Origin of the sequence: Microbacterium sp. RU33B (assembly GCF_900155915.1) — a bacterium.
Lineage (GTDB): Bacteria > Actinomycetota > Actinomycetes > Actinomycetales > Microbacteriaceae > Microbacterium.
Genome location: NZ_FTPO01000001.1, coordinates 267,145 through 291,158 on the forward strand (window position 1 = coordinate 267,145; position 24,014 = coordinate 291,158).

Sequence of the window (24,014 nt, forward strand, 5' to 3'; positions counted from 1 at the left end):
TGGTCCGATCCAGGCGCACGGCGGCACAGGATCTGATCGGGATGAGAGGAACGCTAGGCAGGCCGGATGACGCGCCGACCCGTTCTCCGTGAACGGAGGACGACGCGTCGGTGACGGGGGAGGGGGCCGGACTCAGCCCGCGAAGCGCTGACGGAGGGCGGCGAGCTCGGCATCCGTCGATCCGCCCGACTGCAGATAGGCCGCCGAGCCGCCACGGGCGTCGATCCACGCGAGCGCCCGCTCGATCTCGGAGGCGGGGCTGCCGCCCATGATCACGGCGAGTTCGGGCGAGACCGTGACGCCGAATCGCGTGACCGAGTGCGTCATGGCATCGAGCCAGGCGCCGCTGAGGTGCTGCTGCGTCGCGGTGTAGTCGGCGATGATCGCGTCGCGCTCCACTCCGACGGCGTCGAGCATCAGGGCCGCGCACACACCCGTGCGGTCCTTGCCCGCGGTGCAGTGGATGAGCACTCCGGGGTGCTCCGGTTCGGGCGCGGCGATGAGACGTGCGACCTGGGCGAACGAGGCTGCACCGTGCTCGAGCATCTGCACGTACATCTCGCCGAGGGTGGGCAGGTTGGCCATGGCGGTCTCGGCCGCACGGCCCAGCGCCGTGTGATCGCCGAGCGCGCGGGCCTCGAGCGCCTCCGTGACGAGGTGCGACATCGCACCCTCGAGGAGCGGGAGATGCACGTCGCGGATGTGGCGAGCGGCCGGCTGCCGGTCGGGTGCCATCTCGCGCTCGGTCCGCGTGCGGAAGTCGACGATGACGCCGATGTCGGATGCCGCGAGCTCGGCCTCTCCCGCGGGGGTGAGGGCGTGCAGGGCATCGGAGCGGTACAGCACGCCGTACGCCGTGGGTTCGCCGGATGTCGGGAGCCCCCCGAGATCGCGGAAGTTGAACGTGCCGTCGAGCTCGATCATGACCGCTGCGGGATCAGGGCGCGAGGCGCGTCGGACCGCGGAACAGGTAGGTGACCTCGCGGATCGAGTCCTGGCCGAGCAGCAGCATCAGCACACGTGCGAGGCCCATGCCGAAGCCGCCGTGCGGGGGCACCCCGTAACGGAAGAAGTCGAGGTAGAAGTCGAGGTGCTCGGGGTCGAGGCCCTTCTCCTTCGCCTGCTCGATCAGCACGTCGACGCGGTGCTCGCGCTGCGCGCCTGTCGTGATCTCCACGCCGTTGAAGAGCAGGTCGTACGACTTGGTGAGCCCGGTCTCCGCGTCGCGCATGTGGTAGAACGCACGGATCGCGGGGTGGTAGTCGGTGATGAAGACGAACTGATGCCCGAACGTCTCCTGCACGTAGGCCGCGATCTGGCGCTCGCCCTCCGGGTCGAGGTCGCCGTCGGTGCGGGGCACCTCGTAGCCGCGGGCCTTGACGATCTCGAGCGCTTCGGCGAGCGGGATGCGGGGGAACGGGATCGTCGGAACCTGCACCTCGACATCGAAGAGCTCTGCGATCTCGGCGCCGTGCTTGTCCTTGACCGCCTGGAACGCGGTCTGCAGGATCTCCTCCTGCATCCGGGCGACGTCCTCGTGCGAGTCGATCCAGCTGATCTCGGCGTCGATGCTCGTGAACTCGGTGGCGTGGCGGCTCGTGAACGACGGGTCGGCGCGGAACGCGGGGGCGATCTCGAAGATCTTGCCGAAGCCCGCGGACTGCGCCATCTGCTTGAAGAACTGCGGCGACTGCGCGAGGTACGCCGTCTTGTCCTCGAAATACGGCACCTCGAACAGCTCGGCGTTGGACTCGGACGGGCTCGCCATGAGCTTGGGCGAGTGGATCTCGATGTAGTCGCGGTCGATCCAGTACGTGCGCAGCGCGTGCTCGAACGTCGTCTGGATGCGGAAGATCAGGTTGTTGCGGCGCTGGCGCAGATCGAGGAAGCGCCAGTCCATCCGCTTGTCGAGTCCGCTGTCGGGGGCGATCGGCGTCTCGGGCAGGGCCGCCGCGGCGATCTCGAGCGACGCGATCTTGATCTCGACGCCGCCGAGCTTGACCCGCTCATCGTGCTTGAGCTCGCCGGTCACGGTCAGGAACGTCCCGGTCGCGAGGCCCGAGATCGTGTCGGTGAGGGTGAGGGCCGCGGCATCCTGCTCCTGCTCGGTCCCGGAGCTCGTCGAAGGGTCGATCGGGCGCGTCGCGGGGTTCACCAGCTGAACGGCGCCCGTCTCATCCCGGAGGATCACGAACTGCACCTTCTTCTGATCGCGGACGGTCTCGACCCATCCGGACACCGAGACGGGACCGTCTTCACGGGACTGCAGCTGCTTCACCAGAACGCGTTCACTCACGAGAGATCAGTTTAGGCGGGTGATCTGTGCCCTTCTCACAGCCTGAGCCTGTGCGGATGCTCAGGATCGGTTAACCTCTTCCGCCTAGCGTGGGGGGATGACGACAGCCTCGGACGGCTCCTGGCTCGCCGCCATCCTCGATTGGTCGGTGTCCCTCATGGACCTCATCGGCCCCGCGGGGGCCGGTATCGCGATCGCCCTCGAGAACGTGTTCCCGCCACTGCCGAGCGAAGTGATCCTTCCGATGGCAGGCCTGGCCGCGTCCCGCGGCTCGTTCAGCCTCTTCGAGGCGCTCGCGTGGACCACCATGGGCTCGATCATCGGCGCGTTCGCGCTGTACGGACTCGGCGCGTGGCTCGGGCTCGCACGGCTGCGGGCGATCTCCGCGAAGGTGCCGCTGCTGCATCCGGAAGACGTCGACCGCACCGTCGCGTGGTTCCGAAAGCACGGAGGCAAGGCCGTGTTCTTCGGACGGATGATCCCGCTGTTCCGCAGTCTCATCTCGATCCCCGCCGGTGTCACTCGGATGCCGATCTGGCGTTTCGGCTTCCTCACGGCCGCGGGCAGCCTGATCTGGAACGCGATCTTCGTGCTCTGCGGATGGTTCCTGGGCGAGTCGTGGCACGTCGTCGAGGCGTACGTCGATGTCGTGCAGTACGTCGTGATCGCCGCAGTCGGTGTCGGGGTCGCCTGGTTCGTCTACGCCCGCATCCGCTCGCTGCTCGCCGCTCGCGGTGGCGACGGCGACGCCGCGTCGCTCGCCGACTGACCGACCGCGTGACGCCGATGGCAGCCGAGTCGCTCGACATCCGGCCCCTCGAAGAGGCCGAGATCACCGTCATCGAGGGATCCGAACCGCCCGGACAGGGGTTCGTCCGGGCGATGTGGGCGTTGCAGCGTGCCGGGTCCTCCACGCTCCTCGGCGCCTGGGAGGGCGCGGAGAACGTGGGCTCGGCGGAGATCCGCTGGAGCGACGAGGTCGAGCTGGCGAACCTGTCCGTACGCGCGGGCGCGCGCGGTCGAGGAGTGGGATCTGCGCTCATCGCGGCGGCGGAGCGGCTCGTCGGATCCGGGTCGCTCTCGATCGGCGTCGGTGCCGACAACCCCCGAGCCCGGGCCCTCTACGAACGCCTCGGGTACGACGGCACGGGTGAGCTGACCACCACCACTTACGAGTACATGGACGATGCCGGCATCCGTCGCATCGCGACCGAGACGGATGAACGGCTCATCAAGCATCTCTGAGCAGGTCTCCCGGGTACTGTCGTGGCCATGACCGACATCGCTCCCGGGTGGTACGACGACGGGTCCGGAAGCCAGCGCTGGTGGGACGGCCGCCAGTGGGGTGGCGATGTCGCCGACCTGACGGGCTCGTCGGCCGTGCTGCACGCCGCCGAGCGACGTGCGGCGGCTCCGGCCGGCTGGTACGAGAGCCGAGGGCGCCTGCGCTGGTGGGACGGCACGCAGTGGACGGCGCAGTGGCGGTTCAGCGGGCGGGAGACCGTCTTCGCCGGCGTCGTGGTCGATGGGTCGTGGATCCACTACGGCGCCGCGAGTCAGCCCGTCGCAGGGGTGATGGCGAGGGTCGGAAACGGGGAGCTGCGGATCGAAGGTCTCGAGGATGTCTGGATCGCCCCGGTGGGTCCGGCGCTCGGCGCCGAGGCGCAGCGCTTCGCGGAGTGGGTCAACGAGACGGCCCGGTACCACGTGCGAACAGGATGGCAGTGAGGGTCACGTCCTCCAGACGGTCGCGTCGAGAAGACGCGTGACGGATGTCGTGGCGGGCCGCCAGACCTGATCGCGGTCGTATCAGCGAGGGGCCTGGACTTCGGGCACCCCGCGGTGCGCTCGAACCGCCCTGCGGAGGCCCCCGAGCATCGGGTGCACGGTGAACGAGATCGGAGACGTTTCGGCATCCCATCCGGGTGGTCAGTCGCCCATCCTGCCGACCACCGCTGACATTCCAACCCAGATCAGGGGTGGAAAACGAGGGCTGTGGACAACGCGTTCCGCACAGCCTGGGATGATCGATGGATGCCCAGACCCGTCGCCCTCCTGACCGGTGCCGGCCGGTCGAACAGCATCGCCCACGCCATCGCCCTCGCTCTCGCCGACGATGGATGGGACGTCGCGTTCACGACCTGGACCGCCTACGAGGGGCGGGTTCCGCTGCAAGCCGATCCCGCCGTGGGGGCGCGTGAACTCGAAGACGCGCTGGTCTCCCGCGGGGCCCGCGCCCTCCGCATCGAGGCGGACTTCGCCGACGCCCTCACACCCGACCGTGTGATGGCGGATGCCGCGACGCTCGGTCCCGTGAGCGCCCTCGTGCTCTCGCACTCGGAGGGCGTCGATTCGTCGATCCTCGACACGACCCTCGACAGCTTCGACCGGCACTTCGCCGTCAACGTCCGCGCGGCGTGGCTGCTCATCCGGGCATTCGCGCTGCAGGTGCCCGAGGAAGGTGGGCGCATCGTGGCCCTCACGAGCGATCACGTCGCTCACAACCTCCCGTACGGAGCGAGCAAGGGGGCACTCGACCGCATCGTGCACGCCGCCGCGCGCGAGCTGGGTCACCTCGGCATCACGGCCAATCTCGTGAATCCCGGTCCGATCGACACGGGATGGATGGATGCCGAGACCCGAGCAGCTCTCGAGGAGCGCCAGCCGACCGGGCGCCTGGGCACCCCCGCCGACACGGCCGAGCTCGTCCGCTTCCTCGTCTCCTCCTCCTCAGCCTGGGTGACCGGGCAGCTCATCCACAGCGACGGCGGCTTCTCGTCGTAGCCGACCCGCGGCGCCCTAGCGTGCTCGCGTGTCTCTTCGTCTTCTTCGCACCGCTGTCGAACTCGCGCAGCCGTCCGCTCCCACCTATCTGCCCGTCGCGGTCGAGCGACGGCGACGTCGTCGGGCGGCGGTCGGCTTCGCCGTCGCCCTCGTCGAGACGGTGCTCACCCAGATCGTCTCCGGCGGCATCGAGGTCGACGCTCCGCCTCCGCGCGGGCACTGCATCGCCTGGGCCGTCGGGAATCCCGTCCTCTGCGCCGACCCGTTCGCCCTCGCGGCGCCCGACGGCGTCCGAGGATGAGCCCGGCTCTCGGCCGGTCCGCAGGATCGGCCACCGTAGACTGGAGGGGTGCCCGCCGCCCGCCTCCATCTCGTGCGCCACGGGGAAGTCCACAACCCCGCGCGCGTGCTCTACGGGCGACTCCCGAACTTCGGATTGAGCGTCGACGGGCGCCGGATGACCCGCCAGGCCGCCGACTACGTGGGGGGACTCGATCGCCCGATCGGCTCCCTCGTGTGCTCGCCGCTGCAGCGCACGCGCGAGTCGGCGGAGCCGTTCGTCGAGCGGTTCGGCATCGAGCCGATCGTCGACGAGCGTGTCATCGAGCCGACCAACGTCTTCGAGGGCAAGCGCATGAAGAAGGCTCTGCTGAACCCGGTGAACTGGTGGCACCTCCGCGCGCCCGCCGTCCCGAGCTGGGGCGAGCCGTACGCACAGGTCGTCGCGCGGATGGACGCGGCGATGACGGATGCCTGGAACCGCACGGCGTCCGGCGATGCCGTGATCGTGTCGCACCAGCTCCCGATCTGGGTCACGCACCTCGCCGTTGCGGGCGAACCCCTGAAGCACGACCCGCGGAATCGGCGGTGCGCGCTGTCGAGCGTCACGTCGTTCGAGCGCACCGACCACGGTTGGGTCGAGGTCGGCTACGCCGAACCCGCCACCACGGCAGGCGCCGTCGACGTGGGAGCAGTCTGATGCGCCGGCGCGCTCGGGTCGCGGCATCCCTCGCCCTCGTCTCGGTGCTGACGGCAGGGCTCGCGGCCTGCGCCAACGACCCGCTCGCCGAGCAGTACCGGGCCGGCGACAACAAGGGCTACATCGCCGCGAGCGGACTGCAGACCGACGAGATCCCCGCAGACCAGCGCGGTGAGCCCGTCGAGTTCGAGGGTGTCACGGAGAACGGCGACACCGTCGGCAGCGCCGACTACGCCGGCAAGGTGCTCGTCGTGAACTTCTGGTACGCGAACTGCGGCCCGTGCCGTGCCGAAGCAGCCGACCTCGAAGAGGCGTACCAGTCGTTCGAGGGTCAGGATGTCGCCTTCCTCGGCATCAACACGAGCGATTCCGCCGATGCGGCGGCGGCCTTCGCGAAGACGTTCGAGGTGACCTACCCGAGCCTCATCACGATCGAGGACCGTGCGGTCAAGCTCGCCTTCGCCGAGCGCACCCCGATCAACGCCACCCCGACGACACTCGTGCTCGACGCCGAGGGTCGCGTGGCCGGACGCATCATCGGGCAGCTGCCCGAGGCATCCATCCTCGAGTCGATGGTCAAGACGGTGCTCGAGGAGACGTCGTGAACATCGACGCCGTCATCGCGGGGGGAGCGCTCTGGGTCGCGCTGCCGGTCGCGGTGCTCGCGGGGCTCGTGTCGTTCCTGTCGCCGTGCGTCCTGCCCCTCGTGCCGGGGTACCTGGGGTTCATCGGCGGTGCGGTCGCACCCAGGCCGGTGCGCACTCCGGCCCTCGAGCGCACTCCCGCCTCCGAGCGCACCGCGGTCGCCGAGCGCACCGAGACGAGCTCACGGACCGGATCGAGCGACGGAGATCTGCAGCCGACCCGGGCGCGTCTGCTTCTCGGCGTGCTGCTGTTCATCGCGGGATTCACGGTCGTCTTCATGGCCGTCACGATCCTCGGCGGAACGCTCGGCCGATTCTTCCTCGAGTACAGCGACGTCGTCAGCCGGGTGCTCGGTGTCGTCATCATCCTGCTGGGGCTGGTCTTCATCGGCGCGTTCGGGTTCGCGCAGCGCACGCTCAAGCCGCAGGTGCGCGGCAACATCGGACTCGCCGGCGCGCCCTTGCTCGGTCTCGCGCTCGGGCTCGGCTGGGCGCCGTGCATCGGCCCGACCCTCGCCGCGATCATCTCCGTCTCCTGGAACCTCGGCGATCCGGTCCGCGGAGCGCTCCTCGGCCTCGCGTACTCTCTGGGGCTCGGCATCCCGTTCGTCCTCCTCACCCTCGGGTTCGGCTGGGCGACGCGGTCGGTCGCGTTCCTGCGCCGCCATATCCGCATCGTCAACCTCGTGGGGGGCGCGATGCTCATCGTGCTCGGCCTGCTGATGGTCACGGGCGTGTGGAACTCCTGGATGATCCAGCTGCAGGGGGTGTTCCAGAGTGTCCCGCTCCCGCTCTGACCAGGTCGCCGCATCGGGTGATCCGCTCCGCCCGAGCGATCACGCCGACACGGCAGCCGCCGTCGACTCCGACGTGCAGCAGCCGGCCCTCGGCGTCGTGGGGTGGCTGCGCTGGGGCTGGCGCCAGCTCACATCGATGCGCACCGCGCTCGTCCTGCTGCTCCTCCTGGCGATCGCCGCCGTGCCCGGATCGATCGTGCCGCAGCGCAGCGCCGACCCGAACGGCGTCACCCAGTACTTCGTCGACAACCCCGATCTCGCGCCCGTGCTCGACACGCTGCAGCTGTTCGACGTCTACACGTCGGCCTGGTTCTCGGCGATCTACATCCTGCTGTTCATCTCGCTCATCGGCTGCGTCATCCCGCGCACGAAGCACCACCTGAAGGCGCTGCAGGCGCGGCCCCCGCGCACCCCTGCGCGCCTCACCCGGCTCGACGTGCACCGCGAGTCGCTCGTGGAGCTGGCGGGCGACCCGTCGGCAGGCTCAGGGAGCGAGGCGGCGGAGGCTTCCATCGCCCTCGCCGCCGCGCAGCTGAAGAAGGCCGGCTACCGCGTCGAGCGCTACGACCAGGGCGCGACGCTCTCGGTCTCGGCGGAGCGCGGATACGCACGCGAGACCGGCAACCTCGTCTTCCACACGGCGCTGATCGGCGTGCTGCTGTCGGTCGGCATCGGCGGGGGCTTCACGTACACGGGGCAGACGGTCATCGTCGAAGGCCGCACCTTCGTCAACACGATGCTCGACTACACGACGTTCAATCCCGGCCGCTTCGTCGACCCCGAGGCCCTCGCGCCGTTCTCGATGACGCTCGATTCGTTCGACGTGACCTACCAGCCGCCGGGAGCGGCCGGCGGCGGTCAGGCGGGCGACTTCGCGGCCAATCTGACGACCCAGTTCCCCGGCGAAGACCCTCAGGAGGGTGTCGTCCGGGTCAACCACCCGCTCGAGATCGCCGGCGACCGCGTCTATCTGATGGGCAACGGCTACGCCCCCACGATCGTGGTGCGCAACGCGGACGGCGACGTCGTCTACAACGAGTCGGTGCCGTTCCTGCCGCAGGACACGAACATGGTCTCCCTCGGCGTCATCAAGATCCCTGATGGGATGCCCGAGCAGCTCGGTCTCGTCGGGTTCTTCTACCCGACGGCGGCTCCGCTCACGACCGGCGCCCTGACGTCGTCGTATCCGGCGCTCGTGTACCCCACGCTGACCCTCGACGTCTACGAGGGCGACCTCGGCATCGACGACGGCACGCCGCGCTCGGTGTACACCCTCGACACCGGCGACATGACCAAGCTCACGGGACGCGAGACCGACGGCGCGTCGATCGAGCTGCGCCCGGGGGAGTGGATGTCGCTTCCCGATGGGCTCGGCACGATCGAGTTCGTCGACGAGTCCTCCAGCGATGCGGCCGTCGAGGCGGGCAGCGACGCGGCGCAGTCGCAGAACTACGGCGGGTCGGTGAAGAGGTTCGTCTCGCTGTCGATCCATCGGGATGCGGCGGCACCGTGGGTGCTCGGATTCGCGATCCTCGCGCTTCTCGGTCTGCTGTCGGCGCTGTTCGTCCCGCGCCGCCGCATGTGGGTGAAGGCGACGCCGTCGGGGCACACTCTGAAGATCGAGTACGCCGGCCTCGCACGCGGCGAGGACCCGACTCTCCGTTCGGCCGTCGACCAGTTCGCTCAGCAGCACGGCGATGCGCTCGAGACCGAGCTCCGCCGTCCCACGCCCGCGTAGAATCAAGGCATGCCCGCCGAAACGTTCTCGCTCGACACCGTCTCGGTGCTGATGATCTGGACCGCGATCGCGATCTACGCCCTCGCCTTCGTCGCCTACGCGATCGACCTCTCCCGCCGCTCCGCCCTCGCGGTCGATGCGAGCGGTGCGACCGTGCGCGAGCGCGAGCTCGTGGGCGCCGGAGCGGCCGGATACGCGTCGGGAACGACGGCGACGGGTGCCTCGGCATCCCGCGCCCTCGACGACCTGCGCACGCAGGAGAAGGCCGCCGACGACGCGCTCGGCGCGCGTCCCGCGAAACGGCAGAGGCTCGTGTGGGCACGGATCGGAACGTCGCTGGCGGTGCTTGGCTTCCTCTTCCACCTGGGCGCCACCGTGACGCGCGGCATCGCGGCCGAGCGCGTGCCGTGGGCCAACATGTACGAGTTCGCGATGACGGGCACGCTGCTCATCGTCGCGGTGTACCTCGTGGTGCTCTTCAAGTACGACCTGCGCTTCCTCGGCACGTTCATCATGGGCTTGGTCGTCGTGCTGCTCGGCGCGGCATCCCTGCCCTTCACGTTCTACGTCGAAGTCGTGCCCCTGATGGATCCGCTCAAGAGCATCTGGCTCGTGATCCACGTCTTCGTCGCGTCGCTCGCGACGGCGCTGTTCGCGCTCGCCTTCGGACTCTCGGTGCTGCAGCTCCTGCAGGCCCGCCGCGAGTCACGCGTGCAGGCGGCGGCGCGCGGCCCGGTCGGCGCTGGCGAGACCGCCACGGCGCCCAAGACCGGACCGCGCTTCCTGGCGACCCTGCCGAGCGCCGATGCGCTCGAGTCGCTGGCCTACCGCTTCGCGATCATCGGCTTCATCTTCTGGACCTTCACTCTCATCGCAGGCTCGATCTGGGCGAACGACGCGTGGGGCCGCTACTGGGGCTTCGACACCAAGGAAGTCTGGACGTTCGTGATCTGGGTGCTCTACGCGGGTTACATCCACGCCCGTGCGACGCGCGGCTGGCGCGGGACGCGGTCGGCGTGGCTGTCGATCATCGGCTTCTCCGCCGTGATCTTCAACTTCACGATCGTCAACATGTTCTTCAAGGGTCTGCACGCCTACAGCGGCCTGAGCTGAGCGGCCCCTGGCGCCGTGGCACCGGCGGTGCCATCCTTTCGCCATGACGGAGTCATCCGGCGCGGGCTCGCGCAACGCGGTCTGGATCACCCTGATCATCGTGGTGGCGGCGCTGATCGCTTTCGCTCTGTGGATGTTCCGCCCCATGTCGGATGACTCGGCGGAGCCGGTGCCCACGGTGACGGTGACCATCGCGCCGGAGCCCGCTCCGCAGGAACCCGACGTGGAGGGGTTCGCCTGCTTCGACTCCGATATCCGCGCGGCCTTCGTCGATGAGGCCGGTGCCGCCGGCAGCCAGAGCGCGACGATCACTTTCGAGAACACCGGCGTCGAGGCGTGCACCCTGGCCGGATATCCGCTCGTGCGGTTCTTCACGGAGGACGTCGGGGACATGGGATCGATCCCGATCCCGGCCGAGGGAATGATGGCCCCAGCTGTCGTGCTGCCACCCGGTTCCACAGCGACGGCGCGTCTCACCGTCCCCAACCCCGACATGATCGACGGCTGCACCGCGTTCGCTCCGGGGTACGTCGCCGTCACTCACCCGGGCGGCGGAACGGCACGCGGCTACTCATCCGGGATCTCGATCTGTCTGGTCGATCAGTTCGACCCCCTTCCTGAGGGAGCCGAGATGGCCATCTCTCCGGTGGTGCTGAACCGCTGAGGCGCGGTCCCGGCCGTCGCGGCCACGGTATCCGGTCGCCGGCGCGTTCGCTGAGCGCACGACGATGCGCCGAGGGGAGTACTCCACGTGGGCGCGTGCCAGCGGACGAGAGTCCGCTCGACCGGACGCGCCCCGGCCCCGGGGGGAGAGGGTCGGGGCGCGGCCGGGGCTTCAGGCCGCGACGGGGGATGCCTTCAGCAGCGCCCGTGCGGAGGTCGTGCGGCGGCGGGTGACGGCGAGGATCGTCGCGGCGAACGCGAGGACGGCCCAGATCAGCATCCCGACAACGCCGGCCCAGACTCCGCCGGCCGGGCCCAGGGCCGCGAGCATCGCGGTGTAGGCCGGCGAGGTCGGCATGATCCCGGCGATCGACGACAGCACGCCCGGTGCCGTCGAGACGACGCCCGTCGCCACGGCGAGCACGCCGACCAGGGCGGCGATCCATCGGCCTGCGCCGCCGAAGACGGCCACGAGCGCTTGGTTCACAGCCGCGAAGGCGATGCCGGCGACGATCGTGGCGCCGGCGAAGGTGAACCACGCGCCCCACTCGTACGCCGCCGCGAACTGCACGACGATCGCCACGAGCAGGCCCTGCAGTGCCCCGATCCCGGCGGCCGGCGCCAGAGCGCGACCGGCCAGGAGAGCGGATGCCGCACGTGACGTGAGCGCGCGGGCCGAGACGGCGCGCAGCGCGATGAACGTCGCGAGGCCGCCGAACCACAGGGCGAGCGTCGCCAGCAGCGGGACCGCCGATGCGCCGAACAGGGTCGAGCCCACGCCGTCGGCTGCGACGGGGTTCGCGACGACTTCGGCGAGGTTCTGCGCCTCGCTGTCGGTGTAGGCCGGAACCTGGTCGGCGGCGGTCGCGAGCCCGTCGGCGAGGCTGCCGACGCCCCCCGCCAGCTGCGAGACGCCCGAGCCGAGCTCGTCGGCGCCGTCGGCGGCTGAGCCTGCACCGGTCGCGAGCGATCCCGCGCCGGTGGCGAGCTGCGCCGCACCGGACTGCAGCTGCGCCGCGCCGGACTGGAGACCGCGGGCGCCGGCGGCCGACTGCGTGGTGCCTGCCGCCAGCTGGGTGAGGCCGCCCGCGATCGTGTCGCCGCCGTCGGCTGCCGCGCGCATGCCGGCGGCGGTCTCCGCGGTGAGCTGCGGCAGCCCCGCCGCCACGAGCGGCGCGTACGTGTCGGCGGTCGCCGCGGCCGTCGCCGTCGTGTTCGCGTTATCCAGCGCGGACTGCAGATCGCGGCAGAACGCCGTGTCGGCGGTGGCCGCAGAACAGCGGGCGACGAGATCGTCGAGGGCGGAGACGGTCAATCCGGCGGAGTCCGACGCGGCGCCGGCGGCAGCCTCAGTGCCCGCAGCGGCCTGCACGAGACCGCGGGAATCGGCGCCGTTCTGCAGAGTCTCGGCCCCCGATCGGAGTCCTGCGGAAAGCTCGCTCGCGCCCTTCGCCGATGCGCTGATGCCGCTCGCGATCGTGTCGAGACCCGACCCGAGCTGTCCGGCACCGCTCGCGAGCGAACCGGCGCCCGTCGCGACGCCCGACGCGCCCGAGCCGAGCTCTGATGCACCGTCGGACAGCTGTCGCACGCCGTCGGCCAGGGAGACCGCGCCGGTGGAGGCATCCTGAGCTCCACCCGCGAGCTCGCTCGCTCCGTCCGCCGCCTCCCCGAGCTGGTCGCCGAGGGTCGTGAAGCCGAGGAAGACGTTCTCGAGGTAGACCTGCGACAGCTGCTCGCCCATGACGGATGCTGCCGCCTGGGTCACCTGCGCGGTGATGGCGTCGTCCACGATCAGCGCATCGGGGGAGGTCTGCACCTGGATGGTGGCCTGCTCGGGCGTCTCGCCGGGGCGGGTGGAGGTCGCCGCAGCGGAGAAGTTCGACGGGATCGTCACGACGGCGGCATAGCGGCCGTCGGCCAGTCCCGCGGCGGCGTCGTCGGCGTTCGAGATCGTCCACGTGAGGTTGCTGGCGACCTCGTCGGATCCTTCGACGAGGCCGGCGGTGAGCTGACGCCCCAGGGGCACGTACTGCTCGTCGATCGTGACCGGCTCGTCTTCGTTCACGATCGCGGCCGACAGGTTGTCGAGTCGCTCGGTCGGGTTGTACAGCGCGGCGACGAGCAGGCCGCCGATCACGACGGGGAGCAGGATGACGCCGAGCAGCGTGAGCCAGGTGACGGGTCGCCGCGTGCGCGAGCGTTCGAGTGAGAGGGTCATGCGGTCACCTCGGGGGTGGTCGACTCCGTACCGGAGAACCGGGCGAAGAGGTCGTCGGCGGAGGAGGGGGATTCGGATTCGTCGGTGTCGGTGCGTCCGGGCGCCGGGCGGACGTGCAGCGCCAGCGACTGCGGCGCGGAGCGATGCGCGTCGGCGAGCAGCGAGAGCGTCGCGCCCTCGTGACGCGCCGACACGACGAGCGTGAGCGGACGATCACCGGCGCGCCGCTGTTCGGTCGCGTCGCGCAGAACGGCGGCCACCTGGTCGCGGTGCGCGTCGTCGAGCGTGTCGATGCCGTCGATCGCCACCAGGCTCGTGCCCTTCAGGGCGCGGCGCAGGTCCTTCGCCGGATCGAGCGAGCCCTCGAGGAGCGCCACGCCCACGTGGGCGCGCACCCAGGCGGCGCGACCGGGAAGCAGGTGGCCGGCGACGCGCAGGCGACCCCCCGTGGGTGCGACCCGGCCGGCGATCGTCAGGACGAACGCGCGTGCCGCGCGGGGGTCGCCCGTCACGATGAGCGTGCCGCCCGGCTCGAGGCGGAACGAGGCATCCGTGAACAGCGGCACCTCGCCCTCCCGGCGCCCGCCCTCGGCGACGAGCGACACGTCGTCTCCCACGACGGGCGACGTCGTGTGCGGCTCGGGCCAGTCGGCATTGGCGAGCTCGCGCTCGACCGCCTCGCCCTCGATGTCGAAGTGGGGGAGGATGCGGTCGAGCCAGCGCGGCATCCACCACGCCTTCTCGCCCAGGAGGGCCATGACGGCGGGCACGAGCGTCATGCGCACGAGGAACGCGTCGATCGCGATGCCGACGGCCAGTCCGAGAGCGATCGGCTTGATCGACGAGTCGCCCTCCGGCACGAACGCCGCGAACACGGCGAACATGATGACGGCGGCGGCGGTGACCACGCGGGCGGATGCCGTGAAGCCGCTGCGGACGGCCCCGATCGCGGTCGCGCGGTCCCGTCGACCGCGCCGGGCGCGGCGGGCGTGGACGAAGTCCTCGCGCATGCGCGAGACGAGGAACACCTCGTAGTCCATCGCGAGCCCGAACAGCACGCCCATCAGGATGATCGGCATGAAGCTGATGACGGGTCCGGTCTTGGTGACGTGGAGGGCGTCGGCGAACCAGCCCCACTCGAACACCGCGGCCACGACGCCGAACGAGGCGGCGACCGACAGGAGATACCCGGCAGCGGCCTTGATCGGCACCCAGATCGAGCGGAACACGATCATGAGCAGGATCAGCGAGAGCCCGACGACGAACACGCCGAAGGGGACCAGGGCCGCGCCCAGGCGGTCGGAGATGTCGATGCCGACGGCGGTGAAGCCCGTGACCTTCAGATCGACGCCGTACTCGTCGAGCAGCCGGTCGTGCTCGGCGCGGAGGTCGCGCACGAGCTGCGCCGTGGCGGGGTCGTCGGGTGCGGTCTCGGGGACGATCTGGATCAGCCCCGTGTCGGCGGTCTCATTCGGGGTCGCGAGGGCGATCTCCTTCACGCCGGGGATCTGCGCGATCTCGTCGGCGATGTCGTTCATGAGGCCGACGGGGTCGGTCGAGGTGACGATCGAGCCGGTCATGATGAGCGGGCCGTTGGAGCCCGGTCCGAAGTACTCGGCGGTGAGGTCGTACGCCTGGCGGGCTTCGCTCGACTTCGGCTGCACGCCGGCGTTGGGCAGGGCCAGGCCGAGGCTCGCAGCGGGGATGGCCACGATGCCGAGGCCGACGACGACGGCGACGGTGGTGATGACGGGATGCCGCGTCACGCCCGTGACCCACCGGTCGGCGAATCCGCGCTTCGGCTTCGCGCCCCGCGTGCGACGGGGAGCCCGTCGCTTCCAGCCGGCGACGCGGCCCTTCGCGAAGCCCAGGAAGGCCGGCGTGAGCGTCACGGCGACGAGCACGGCGATCGCGACGGCGACCGCGGCGGCGATGCCCATGGTCGTGAGGAACGGGATGCCGGCGAAGCCGAGGCCGATGAGGGCGATGAGCACCGTGACGCCGGCGAACACCACCGCGGAGCCGGCCGTGCCCGTGGCCCGCGCCGCGGACTCCTCCGGTTCGATCCCGTCGCGCACCTGGTCCTGATGTCGGGCGACGATGAAGAGGGCGTAGTCGATGCCGACGGCGAGGCCGAGCATGATCGCGAGCATCGGGGTGGTCGAGGAGATCGTCGCGAAGGCGGTCGAGACGTAGATGAGCGCGATCGCGAGACCCACGCCGATGATCGCGCTCGCGAGAGGGAAGAACGCCACCGCGAGGGAGCGGAAGGTCACGATGAGCACGAACAGGGCGATCAGGATGCCGACGCCCTCGGTGATCGTGAGGCCGGGAACCGAGGTCGAGAACAGGTCGCCGCCGATCGCCACCTGCGATCCGTCGGGCAGCGCTTCGCGGAGTCCTTCGGCGACCGCAGCCAGTTCGTCCTTCGTGCCGGCCGGGACATCCGTCGCCTGTCCGTCGAACTGCAGGCGCACGATGGCTGCGCGATCGTCGTCGGAGACGAGACCCGTCACCATCTCGTCGAAGGGGTCCTGCACGGCGATGATGCCGTCCAGGCTCTCGAGCTGCGTGATCGTGTCGGCGATCTCGGCCGCGTACGGATCCTCGTCGATGCGGGCGTCCTCCGGCGCGACGATGACGAGCTGGGCGCTCGTGCCGCTCGCCTGCGGGAAGGTGCGATCGAGCAGCTGGATGCCCTCCTGCGCCTCGGTGCCGGGGATCGAGAACGAGTTGTCGGTGCCCTTCATGAACAGGGCGGCTCCGCCGCCCGCGAGGGCGAGCAGCAGGATCCAGGCCACGAGGACGCGCCAGGGGCGACGGTACGACCAGCGGCCGAGGGAGTACAGGAGAGTGGACACGGGCGCTCCGGTTCAGACGGTCAGGGGTGCTCGATACAGCTCTGTATCCGATACATAGTTGTATCCTAAGAGCGTTGCTCCTCGCGAGTCTGAGCAATGGGTGTGAAACTGACGAGCGAAGGGATGGCGCCATGAGCGATGTGACGGCCCGCCCGGGAACGCGCCGCCGCGAGCAGACCCGAGCACGGCTGCTCGATGCCGCCCACGAGGTGTTCGGCGAAGTGGGGATGGACGCGGCATCCGTCGAGATGATCTGCGAACGCGCCGGCTTCACGCGCGGTGCCTTCTACTCCAACTTCGAGTCGAAGGACGAGCTGTTCCTCGCACTCATCACCCAGCTCGCCGAGGAGAAGCTCGACGAGGTGGCCGGACGCGTGCGCGGCCTCGCGCCCGAGGCGCTCGCCGACATGTCGTCGCTCGTGCGTCAGGTCGTCGGCGTCTCGCTCGGCGAACGCATGGAGCCGCAGCTCATCAGCGAGATCCGTACCCAGGCGCTGCGCGACCCGCGCCTCGCAGAGGCGTACCTCGCGTGGCAGAACGCGATGCGCGAGCGCGTCGAGGGCATCATCGAGCACGTCCTGGTGACGTACGGACTCCACCTCCGCCTGCCGATCGGCGAGACCGCGCAGCTCCTGCTCGACGTCTCCGACGACACGTGCGCCCGGGCGACGCTCGAGGGCCTCCCCGGCCCCGAGATCACCGCTCTGCTGAACGCGCGCATCGAGCGCCTGGTCGGCATCCTCGTCGACGCGCCGTAGCCGGTCGGCGCGTCCTCAGTCGCCGTCCGCGCCGAGCAGCGCGTGGCAGCGCTCGAGCCGCGCGAGCCACCACTCGCGACGCTCGGACGGCGCCGCGAGCTCGTCGAGCAGGGCTGCATCCGGGACCACCCGTCCGACGCGGAGCGCGCCGTCCACGGCCGTCAGCGGCGGCGAGACGATGTCGGCCGTGAAGAGCGACGACGTGCCGAGCCCGCAGTCGAAGTCGAGCACGGGAAGTGCGGCGGCCAGCGCCGCCCCCATCGATAGTCCGACCGACGTGTCCAGGGCGCTGGACACGACGGCCGGGAGGCCCGCCTCGGCCACGATCTCGAGCGCGCGGTGCACGCCGCCGAGCGGCTGGGCCTTGATCACGAGCAGGTCGGCGGCGCCCGCACGGGCGACCGCGAGCGGATCGTCCGCTTTGCGCACGCTCTCGTCGGCGGCGATCGGGATGCCCATGTACTTCACACGTCGGCGCAGCTCGGCGAGCTCTTCGATCCACGCGCAGGGCTGCTCGGCGTACTCGAGGTCGAACTCCGCCAGTGCATGAAACGCGTGCTCCGCCTCGTCGACATTCCATGCGCCGTTCGCGTCGATGCGGATGCGACCCTCGGGTCCCATGGCCTCGCGCACGGCGCGCACCCGCGCGACGTCGTCGGCGAGGCGCTGCCCGGGCTCGGCGACCTTGACCTTCGCGGTGCGGCAGCCGTCGAAACGCGCGAGCACTCCGGCGACGGATGCCGCGTCCACCGCCGGTACGGTGGCGTTGATCCGGATGCTCTCACGCAGCGCCGCCGGCGATGCCCGCCAGCCGAAGTCGATCGCCGCGGCGAGCCAGGTGACGGCCTCGGCATCCGGGTACTCGACGAAGGGGGAGAACTCCGTCCAGCCCTGCGGGCCTTCGAGGAGGAGCGCTTCTCGCACGTCGAGTCCGCGGAAGCGGGTGGCGAGCGGGAGCGCGACGACGCGGGCGGTGGCGAGAAGGTCATCCAGCGGCGGGTGGCTCACGACTCCATCCTGCCGTGCCCGGGGCGGATCCGGTCAGATTCCGCCGCCGGGGTAGATCCCGGCCGATCGGACCGACTGCTGCGCGGTGACCATGGGGTCGACGGCGCGGTTCTTCTCGACATCCGACGCCGTCACGCCCTCGTAGTCGGCGTAGGTCATCGTGCGACCGAAGATGCGGTGCTTCACCCGTGTCCAGAACGGCGTCTTCTCGGTCATGCGATTCTCCCGACGTCCCCTCCACTATCGCTCGGATCCGGTAAATAACAAAGTGTGATTGACGATAGTGTGTGACGCACAGTACAGTGTGATCCATGAGTGAAAACGAAGCGCTCGAGACGCATCTGCAGGAACTGCGACGGGGGACCGTCGTGCTCGCCTGCCTGCGGCTGCTCGACGAGCCCGGCTACGGCTACAGCCTGCTCGAGCAGCTGAGCGACCGTGGCTTCGAGACCGATGCGAACACGCTGTATCCCCTGCTGCGCCGCCTGGAGAAGCAGGGACACCTCACGAGCGAGTGGAACACCGACGAGGCGCGGCCCCGCAAGTTCTATCGCACGAGCGCCGCCGGCACCCGGCTGGCCGCCGCCCTCACCGATGACTTCCGTGCGATCGCCGCGGCGATCGCCACCCTCCCTGAGAAGGACTGAACGATGAACGCCACCCTGACCGACCGCTACATCGATGCGGCGACCCGCACGGCCCCGGAGCCGCAGCGACCCGACATCGCCGCCGAGCTCCGCGAGCGGATCGCCGACCAGGTCGACGCGCGCGTCGACGCCGGAGAAGCGCCGGATGCCGCGGAGCGCGCGGTCCTGAACGAACTCGGCGACCCCGACAAGCTCGTCGCGGAGTACATCGACCGTCCGCTGCAGCTCATCGGACCGCGCTACTACCTCACATGGTGGCGACTGCTGAAGCTCCTCTGGGCGATCGTCCCGGCATGCGTCGTCTTCGGCGTGGCGCTCGGCATGGCGATCGACGGCGAGAGCTTCGGCGCGATCGTGGGCGCCGTCGTCCCCATCGTCATCCAGGTCATCGTCAACGTCGGCTTCTGGACGACGCTCGTCTTCGTCATCATCGAGCGCTCGACGAACAGCGCCGACATCGGCCTCGTCGGCGAGTGGACGGTGGACCGGCTGCCGGAACCGCGTGAGAACGGCGCGAAGGTGTCCGACCTCGTGGCAGCCCTGATCTTCCTCGGCCTCGCGGCGGGGGCCGTCCTCTGGGACCACTTCGTCGGCTTCGTGTACTTCTCCGACACCGGCTGGCTCCCGTTCCTGTCGCCGCAGCTGTGGCCCTGGGGGATCGGCGTGCTGCTCGCCGCGATCGCGGCGGAGGCGCTCCTGGCGATCGCGGTCTACGCGAAGGGTCGGTACACGTGGGCCCTCGCCGCGGCCAATCTGGCGCTCAACGTCGTCATCGCGGTGCCCGCCGTGTGGCTGCTCAGCGAGGGAGGTCTGGTGAACCCCGAGTTCTGGCCGAGGGTCACCCCGTCGGACTCCTCGGCCACGGTCGAGTCGGTCCTGACGATCATCTTCGGATTCGTCATCGCGGGCATCGCGATCTGGGACTCGGTCGACGGCTTCCTCAAAGCTCGTCGCTCCACGCGGCCGTAGGCTGAATCCCATGCTTCTCGACACCCCCGTCCGGCTCGGCATCCAGCTGCAGCCCCAGCACGTCCAGTACACCGACATCCGCGACGCCGTCCGGCGCCTCGAAGACCTCGGCGTCGACATCCTCTTCAACTGGGATCACTTCTTCCCGCTCTCCGGCGACCCCGAGGGCCTGCACTTCGAGTCGTGGACGATGCTCGGCGCCTGGGCCGAGCAGACGGAGCGCGTCGAGTTCGGATGCCTCGTCAACTGCAACTCGTACCGCAACGCCGACCTGCAGGCAGACATGGCCCGCACGCTCGACCATATCTCCGCCAAGGGCGGGGAGGGCCGCTTCATCTTCGGCACCGGCTCGGGGTGGTTCGAGCGCGACTACGACGAGTACGGGTACGAGTTCGGCACGGCGGGTCAGCGTCTGGACGCGCTCGCCGACGGGCTCGACCGGATCGAAGCGCGCTGGGCGAAGCTGAACCCCGCACCGACCCGCGACATCCCCGTCATGATCGGCGGCGGCGGCGAGCAGAAGACTCTGCGCATCGTGGCGAAGCACGCCGACATCTGGCACAGCTTCGTGCAGGGCGACACGCTCACCCACAAGATCTCGGTGATCGAGAAGTGGGGCGAGAAGGACGGGCGCGACACGAGCGGCATCGTCATCTCGAACGAGCTGAAGGACCGCTCGGAGGAGGCGGCCGACGACCTGTACGCGCGCGGCACCCGCCTGTTCACGCTCGGATTCCAGGGACCGGACTACGACTACGGCATCGTCGAGCGCTGGCTCGCCTGGCGGGACTCGAAGAACGCATGAGTGCTGTGGTCGTGCCGAGGCATCCGCTCGACATCGACGGAGTGCCCCGGCCCTCCCGGTCGCGCGCCCTGCTGGATGCCATCGCGGAGCGGGTGGTCATCGCCGACGGCGCGATGGGCACGATGCTGCAGCGGCACGACCCGACGCTCGAGGACTATCAGCAGCTCGAAGGCTGTAACGAGATCCTCAACGTGTCGCGGCCCGACATGATCGGCGAGATCCACGACGCCTACCTCGCGGTGGGGGTGGACGCCGTGGAGACCAACACGTTCGGCGCGAACTGGTCGAACCTGTCGGACTACGGCATCGATGACCGCATCCACGAGCTCGCCGAAGCGGGGGCGCGCATCGCGCGCGAGCGCGTGGAGGCCGCGGAGGCCGTCGACGGCCGGATGCGCTGGGTGCTCGGGTCGATGGGTCCGGGCACGAAGCTGCCGACGCTCGGGCACACGACGTACGACCACCTCAAGCAGACGTTCGCCCTCCAGGCGGAGGGGCTGATCGACGGCGGCGCGGACGCGCTGCTCGTCGAGACGTCGCAGGACCTCCTGCAGACCAAGGCCGCCGTCAACGGCTGCCGCCAGGCGATCGTCGCGCGGGGCATCCGTCTGCCGATCTTCGTCGAGGTGACGGTCGAGACCACCGGCACGATGCTGATGGGGTCGGAGATCGGCGCGGCGCTCACGACGCTCGAGCCGCTCGGCGTCGACGCGATCGGCTTGAACTGCGCCACCGGTCCGGCCGAGATGAGCGAGCACCTCCGTCACCTGTCGAAGCACTCGGCGGTCACGATCGCGTGCATGCCCAACGCCGGGCTTCCCGTGCTCACGGCCGACGGTGCCCACTACCCGCTGTCGCCGGCGGAGCTCGCCACGGCGCACGAGCAGTTCGTGCGCGAATTCGGCGTGGGGATCGTGGGCGGATGCTGCGGCACGACCCCCGAGCACATGGCCGCGGTCGTCGAACGGCTGCACGGCGTGTTCGATCCGATCGTCGAGAAACCCCGAGGTGCGTCGGACACCCCGCAGCGCGGGGTGTCTCGGGCGGACGGGGGTTTCTCGGCGGGTGGTGCGGGTGGTGCGGGTGGTGCGGGTGAGGACACGGGTTCCGACGCGGAGCCCGGTGTCGCGTCGCTGTACCAGCACGTGCCGTTCGAGCAGGATGCCTCGTACCTCGCCATCGGCGAGCGCACCAACGCGAACGGCTCCAAGGCGTTCCGTGAGGCGATGCTCGAGGGCCGCTGGGACGACTGCGTCGAGATCGCCCGCAATCAGACCCGTGTGGGCGCGCACCTGCTCGACGTCTGCGTCGACTACGTCGGCCGCGACGGGGTCGACGACGTGCGCGAGATCGTGTCGCGGTTCGCCTCGGCATCCACGCTTCCCCTCGTCATCGACTCGACCGAGCCGGCCGTCATCCGGGCGGGCCTCGAGCTGATCGGCGGGCGTCCCGTCGTGAACTCCGTCAACTACGAGGACGGCGACGGTCCCGACAGCCGGTTCGGCCGCATCATGCCCCTCGTCAAGGAGCACGGCACGGCGGTCATCGCGCTGACGATCGACGAGCAGGGCCAGGCGCGTACGGCTGACGACAAGGTGCGCATCGCGTCGCGGCTCATCGACGCCCTGGTGGGCGACTGGGGCCTGCGCGTCGAGGACATCATCGTCGACAGCCTGACGTTCCCGATCGCGACCGGGCAGGAGGAGACGCGCCGCGACGCCATCGAGACGATCGAGGCGATCCGCGCGATCAACACGAAGTACCCCGGCGTCCACACCACCCTCGGGGTCTCCAACGTCTCGTTCGGGCTGAACCCGGCAGCGCGCTCGGTGCTCAACTCGGTGTTCATCCACGAGGCGACGCAGGCGGGACTCGACTCCGCGATCGTGGACGCCGCCAAGATCGTGCCGCTCGCCTCGATCCCCGACGAGCAGCGCCAGGTCGCGCTCGATCTCGTGTGGGACCGGCGCGAGTACGACGCCGACGGCAACATCACCTACGACCCGCTCGCGGTCATGCTCGACGTCTTCGCCGGCGTCGACACGGCGGCCCTCCGCGACCAGCGCGCGGCCGAGCTCGCCGCGCTGCCCGTCGGCGAGCGCCTCGAGCGCCGGATCATCGACGGCGAAGCCAAGGGACTCGAGGCCGACCTCGACCTCGCCCGCTCGAACGGGGTGACGCCGCTCGAGATCATCAACGACCATCTGCTGGAGGGCATGAAGGTTGTCGGCGAGCGGTTCGGATCCGGCGAGATGCAGCTGCCCTTCGTGCTGCAGTCCGCCGAGGTCATGAAGACCGCCGTCGCCCTGCTCGAACCGCACATGGAGAAGTCCGAGGCGGCGGGCAAGGGCACCATCGTCCTCGCCACCGTCCGCGGCGACGTGCACGACATCGGCAAGAACCTCGTCGACATCATCCTCACCAACAACGGCTACGACGTGATCAACCTCGGCATCAAGCAGCCGATCGCCGACATCATCGCCGCCGCCGAAGAGCACGATGCCGACGTGATCGGGATGTCGGGGCTGCTCGTGAAGTCGACGGTCGTCATGAAGGAGAACCTCCTCGAACTTCAGTCGCGCGGTCTCGCCGGCAGATGGCCGGTCATCCTGGGCGGCGCCGCGCTCACGCGCGCGTACGTGGAGGACGATCTCGCGTCGCTGTTCGACGGCGAGGTGCGCTACGCCCGCGACGCGTTCGAAGGGCTCACGCTCATGGAGCCGCTCGTGCGGGTCGCGCGCGGGGAGGCTCCGGATGCCGTGGGCCTGCCCGCACTCAAGAAGCGCATCCACCGCGCGGGGTCTTCGCTGACGCTGACCGAGCCCGAAGCCATGCCCGCGCGCTCGGACGTGGCATCCGACAACCCCGTGCCGGTACCGCCGTTCTGGGGCACCCGGATCGTGCGGGGCATCGCGCTCGCCGACTACGCCGCATTCCTCGACGAGCGTGCGACGTTCATGGGGCAGTGGGGCCTGAAGCCCGGCCGCGGTGACGACGGACTCTCCTACGAGCAGCTCGTCGAGACGCAGGGGCGTCCGCGGCTGCGGTACTGGCTCGATCGCATCCTGTCGGAGGGGATGCTGGACGCCTCGGTGGCGTACGGATACTTCCCGGTGATCTCGGAGGGCGACGACCTCGTCGTCCTGCACCACGGCGACGATCCCACGGGCGTGCTCGGGCGACCGGGGCGGCTCGCGCCGGACGGAGGCTCGGGTGGGGAGCCCGGCGCAGAGCGCCTCCGCTTCCACTTCCCGCGTCAGCGCCGCGATCGTCACCTGAACCTCGCCGACTTCGTGCGGTCACGCGAGTCCGGGCAGATCGACGTGCTCCCCGTGCAGCTCGTCACCGCCGGCGCGCGCATCGACACCGTCACGGCGAAACTGTTCGCCGAGGACCGGTATCGCGACTACTACGAGCTCAACGGGCTCGTGATGCAGCTCACCGAGGCGCTCGCCGAGTTCTGGCACGCCCGCATCCGCTCCGAGCTCGGCTTCGCCGGGGAGGATCCGACCGATACGGCGGGGCTCTTCAAGCTCGAGTACCGCGGAGCGCGTTTCTCGCTCGGGTACCCCGCGTGCCCCGATATGGAGGATCGCCGCAAGGTCGTCGAGCTCCTGCGTCCGGAGCGGATGGGCGTGGAGCTGAGCGAAGAGCTGCAACTGCATCCCGAGCAGTCGACCGACGCGTTCGTCTTCCACCACCCCGAGGCGAAGTACTTCTCGGTCTGAACC

The 24,014-nt window shown here is 70.0% G+C and carries 22 protein-coding genes; 16 read left to right on the forward strand and 6 right to left on the reverse strand.

The window, feature by feature from the left end; all coding sequences use genetic code 11:
• Positions 1 to 132 precede the first annotated feature (132 nt).
• On the reverse strand, positions 133 to 924 hold the full coding sequence (locus B0B14_RS01265; RefSeq protein WP_076679610.1) for a tyrosine-protein phosphatase: 792 nt from the start codon (positions 922 to 924) through the stop codon (positions 133 to 135).
• A gap of 13 nt (positions 925 to 937) precedes the next feature.
• On the reverse strand, positions 938 to 2,296 hold the full coding sequence (gene aspS, locus B0B14_RS01270) for an aspartate--tRNA(Asn) ligase (RefSeq protein WP_076679611.1): 1,359 nt from the start codon (positions 2,294 to 2,296) through the stop codon (positions 938 to 940).
• A gap of 97 nt (positions 2,297 to 2,393) precedes the next feature.
• Here aspS and B0B14_RS01275 point away from each other — a divergent pair, with 97 nt between their 5' ends.
• The 11 genes from B0B14_RS01275 to B0B14_RS01325 all read left to right on the forward strand — a co-directional run bounded on the left by B0B14_RS01275 (position 2,394) and on the right by B0B14_RS01325 (position 11,015).
• A complete protein-coding gene (locus tag B0B14_RS01275) occupies positions 2,394 to 3,065 on the forward strand; it encodes a DedA family protein (RefSeq protein ID WP_076679612.1) in 672 nt (223 codons plus the stop codon).
• A gap of 17 nt (positions 3,066 to 3,082) precedes the next feature.
• On the forward strand, positions 3,083 to 3,541 hold the full coding sequence (locus B0B14_RS01280) for a GNAT family N-acetyltransferase (protein WP_076679613.1): 459 nt from the start codon (positions 3,083 to 3,085) through the stop codon (positions 3,539 to 3,541).
• A 27-nt stretch (positions 3,542 to 3,568) separates the two neighbouring features.
• Positions 3,569 to 4,024 (forward strand): DUF2510 domain-containing protein, encoded by a 456-nt coding sequence (locus B0B14_RS01285; RefSeq protein ID WP_076679614.1) that lies wholly within the window; start codon positions 3,569 to 3,571, stop codon positions 4,022 to 4,024.
• A gap of 306 nt (positions 4,025 to 4,330) precedes the next feature.
• Positions 4,331 to 5,080 (forward strand): SDR family oxidoreductase, encoded by a 750-nt coding sequence (locus tag B0B14_RS01290; protein WP_076681202.1) that lies wholly within the window; start codon positions 4,331 to 4,333, stop codon positions 5,078 to 5,080.
• Between the two features lie 28 nt (positions 5,081 to 5,108).
• Positions 5,109 to 5,381 (forward strand): hypothetical protein, encoded by a 273-nt coding sequence (locus tag B0B14_RS01295; protein ID WP_076679615.1) that lies wholly within the window; start codon positions 5,109 to 5,111, stop codon positions 5,379 to 5,381.
• 48 nt (positions 5,382 to 5,429) lie between these two features.
• Positions 5,430 to 6,059 carry a histidine phosphatase family protein gene (locus tag B0B14_RS01300; protein WP_076679616.1) on the forward strand — a complete coding sequence of 210 codons (630 nt, stop codon included), beginning with the start codon at positions 5,430 to 5,432 and terminating at the stop codon, positions 6,057 to 6,059.
• Positions 6,059 to 6,664, forward strand: coding sequence for a TlpA family protein disulfide reductase (locus B0B14_RS01305; RefSeq protein ID WP_076679617.1), 606 nt, complete (start codon positions 6,059 to 6,061; stop codon positions 6,662 to 6,664). The genes B0B14_RS01300 and B0B14_RS01305 overlap by 1 nt, the downstream gene beginning before the upstream one ends.
• The gene (locus tag B0B14_RS01310; RefSeq protein ID WP_076679618.1) at positions 6,661 to 7,500 is read left to right on the forward strand and encodes a cytochrome c biogenesis CcdA family protein; all 840 of its coding nucleotides are present in this window, start codon (positions 6,661 to 6,663) and stop codon (positions 7,498 to 7,500) included. The genes B0B14_RS01305 and B0B14_RS01310 overlap by 4 nt, the downstream gene beginning before the upstream one ends.
• Positions 7,481 to 9,238 (forward strand): cytochrome c biogenesis protein ResB, encoded by a 1,758-nt coding sequence (locus tag B0B14_RS01315; RefSeq protein WP_076679619.1) that lies wholly within the window; start codon positions 7,481 to 7,483, stop codon positions 9,236 to 9,238. Before B0B14_RS01310 ends, B0B14_RS01315 begins: the two co-directional genes overlap by 20 nt.
• A 9-nt stretch (positions 9,239 to 9,247) precedes the next feature.
• A complete protein-coding gene (gene ccsB / locus B0B14_RS01320) occupies positions 9,248 to 10,351 on the forward strand; it encodes a c-type cytochrome biogenesis protein CcsB (RefSeq protein ID WP_076679620.1) in 1,104 nt (367 codons plus the stop codon).
• A gap of 43 nt (positions 10,352 to 10,394) precedes the next feature.
• Positions 10,395 to 11,015, forward strand: a complete 621-nt coding sequence (locus B0B14_RS01325) for a DUF4232 domain-containing protein (protein WP_076679621.1) — start codon at positions 10,395 to 10,397, stop codon at positions 11,013 to 11,015.
• 171 nt (positions 11,016 to 11,186) lie between these two features.
• Here the strand turns inward: B0B14_RS01325 and B0B14_RS01330 are convergent, their stop codons facing one another.
• Both B0B14_RS01330 and B0B14_RS01335 read right to left on the reverse strand, forming a co-directional pair.
• Positions 11,187 to 13,235 carry a YhgE/Pip domain-containing protein gene (locus tag B0B14_RS01330; RefSeq protein WP_076679622.1) on the reverse strand — a complete coding sequence of 683 codons (2,049 nt, stop codon included), beginning with the start codon at positions 13,233 to 13,235 and terminating at the stop codon, positions 11,187 to 11,189.
• Positions 13,232 to 16,096, reverse strand: coding sequence for an MMPL family transporter (locus tag B0B14_RS01335; protein ID WP_076679623.1), 2,865 nt, complete (start codon positions 16,094 to 16,096; stop codon positions 13,232 to 13,234). The genes B0B14_RS01330 and B0B14_RS01335 overlap by 4 nt, the downstream gene beginning before the upstream one ends.
• 131 nt (positions 16,097 to 16,227) lie before the next feature.
• Here B0B14_RS01335 and B0B14_RS01340 point away from each other — a divergent pair, with 131 nt between their 5' ends.
• Positions 16,228 to 16,854, forward strand: a complete 627-nt coding sequence (locus B0B14_RS01340) for a TetR/AcrR family transcriptional regulator (protein WP_076679624.1) — start codon at positions 16,228 to 16,230, stop codon at positions 16,852 to 16,854.
• 15 nt (positions 16,855 to 16,869) lie between these two features.
• Here B0B14_RS01340 and B0B14_RS01345 read toward each other — a convergent pair whose 3' ends face one another.
• Together B0B14_RS01345 and B0B14_RS01350 are read right to left on the reverse strand one after the other, a co-directional pair.
• Positions 16,870 to 17,862: an o-succinylbenzoate synthase gene (locus B0B14_RS01345; RefSeq protein WP_076679625.1), complete on the reverse strand. Its 993-nt coding sequence runs from the start codon at positions 17,860 to 17,862 to the stop codon at positions 16,870 to 16,872.
• 33 nt (positions 17,863 to 17,895) lie between these two features.
• On the reverse strand, positions 17,896 to 18,078 hold the full coding sequence (locus B0B14_RS01350) for a hypothetical protein (RefSeq protein ID WP_076679626.1): 183 nt from the start codon (positions 18,076 to 18,078) through the stop codon (positions 17,896 to 17,898).
• A gap of 95 nt (positions 18,079 to 18,173) precedes the next feature.
• On the opposite strand from B0B14_RS01350, the gene B0B14_RS01355 reads away from it, so the two are divergent.
• The 4 genes from B0B14_RS01355 to B0B14_RS01370 are packed head-to-tail and all read left to right on the forward strand — an operon-like array spanning position 18,174 to position 24,011.
• Positions 18,174 to 18,509, forward strand: a complete 336-nt coding sequence (locus B0B14_RS01355) for a PadR family transcriptional regulator (RefSeq protein WP_076679627.1) — start codon at positions 18,174 to 18,176, stop codon at positions 18,507 to 18,509.
• Positions 18,510 to 18,512: 3 nt separating this feature from the next.
• Positions 18,513 to 19,478, forward strand: coding sequence for a permease prefix domain 1-containing protein (locus tag B0B14_RS01360; RefSeq protein ID WP_076679628.1), 966 nt, complete (start codon positions 18,513 to 18,515; stop codon positions 19,476 to 19,478).
• A gap of 10 nt (positions 19,479 to 19,488) precedes the next feature.
• Positions 19,489 to 20,283 (forward strand): LLM class F420-dependent oxidoreductase, encoded by a 795-nt coding sequence (locus B0B14_RS01365; protein ID WP_076679629.1) that lies wholly within the window; start codon positions 19,489 to 19,491, stop codon positions 20,281 to 20,283.
• Positions 20,280 to 24,011, forward strand: coding sequence for a methionine synthase (locus B0B14_RS01370; protein WP_179085247.1), 3,732 nt, complete (start codon positions 20,280 to 20,282; stop codon positions 24,009 to 24,011). The genes B0B14_RS01365 and B0B14_RS01370 overlap by 4 nt, the downstream gene beginning before the upstream one ends.
• Positions 24,012 to 24,014: the final 3 nt, after the last annotated feature.

Excerpts from the sequence above, each read along its gene's own strand:
- B0B14_RS01265 (WP_076679610.1), bottom strand. The coding sequence starts at position 924 with ATGATCGAGCTCGACGGCACGTTCAACTTCCGCGATCTCGGGGGGCTC.
- B0B14_RS01275 (WP_076679612.1), top strand. The coding sequence starts at position 2,394 with ATGACGACAGCCTCGGACGGCTCCTGGCTCGCCGCCATCCTCGATTGG.
- B0B14_RS01280 (WP_076679613.1), top strand. The coding sequence starts at position 3,083 with ATGGCAGCCGAGTCGCTCGACATCCGGCCCCTCGAAGAGGCCGAGATC.
- B0B14_RS01285 (WP_076679614.1), top strand. The coding sequence starts at position 3,569 with ATGACCGACATCGCTCCCGGGTGGTACGACGACGGGTCCGGAAGCCAG.
- B0B14_RS01290 (WP_076681202.1), top strand. The coding sequence starts at position 4,331 with ATGCCCAGACCCGTCGCCCTCCTGACCGGTGCCGGCCGGTCGAACAGC.
- B0B14_RS01305 (WP_076679617.1), top strand. The coding sequence starts at position 6,059 with ATGCGCCGGCGCGCTCGGGTCGCGGCATCCCTCGCCCTCGTCTCGGTG.
- ccsB (WP_076679620.1), top strand. The coding sequence starts at position 9,248 with ATGCCCGCCGAAACGTTCTCGCTCGACACCGTCTCGGTGCTGATGATC.
- B0B14_RS01325 (WP_076679621.1), top strand. The coding sequence starts at position 10,395 with ATGACGGAGTCATCCGGCGCGGGCTCGCGCAACGCGGTCTGGATCACC.
- B0B14_RS01330 (WP_076679622.1), bottom strand. The coding sequence starts at position 13,235 with ATGACCCTCTCACTCGAACGCTCGCGCACGCGGCGACCCGTCACCTGG.
- B0B14_RS01340 (WP_076679624.1), top strand. The coding sequence starts at position 16,228 with ATGAGCGATGTGACGGCCCGCCCGGGAACGCGCCGCCGCGAGCAGACC.
- B0B14_RS01350 (WP_076679626.1), bottom strand. The coding sequence starts at position 18,078 with ATGACCGAGAAGACGCCGTTCTGGACACGGGTGAAGCACCGCATCTTC.
- B0B14_RS01355 (WP_076679627.1), top strand. The coding sequence starts at position 18,174 with ATGAGTGAAAACGAAGCGCTCGAGACGCATCTGCAGGAACTGCGACGG.
- B0B14_RS01360 (WP_076679628.1), top strand. The coding sequence starts at position 18,513 with ATGAACGCCACCCTGACCGACCGCTACATCGATGCGGCGACCCGCACG.
- B0B14_RS01365 (WP_076679629.1), top strand. The coding sequence starts at position 19,489 with ATGCTTCTCGACACCCCCGTCCGGCTCGGCATCCAGCTGCAGCCCCAG.
- B0B14_RS01370 (WP_179085247.1), top strand. The coding sequence starts at position 20,280 with ATGAGTGCTGTGGTCGTGCCGAGGCATCCGCTCGACATCGACGGAGTG.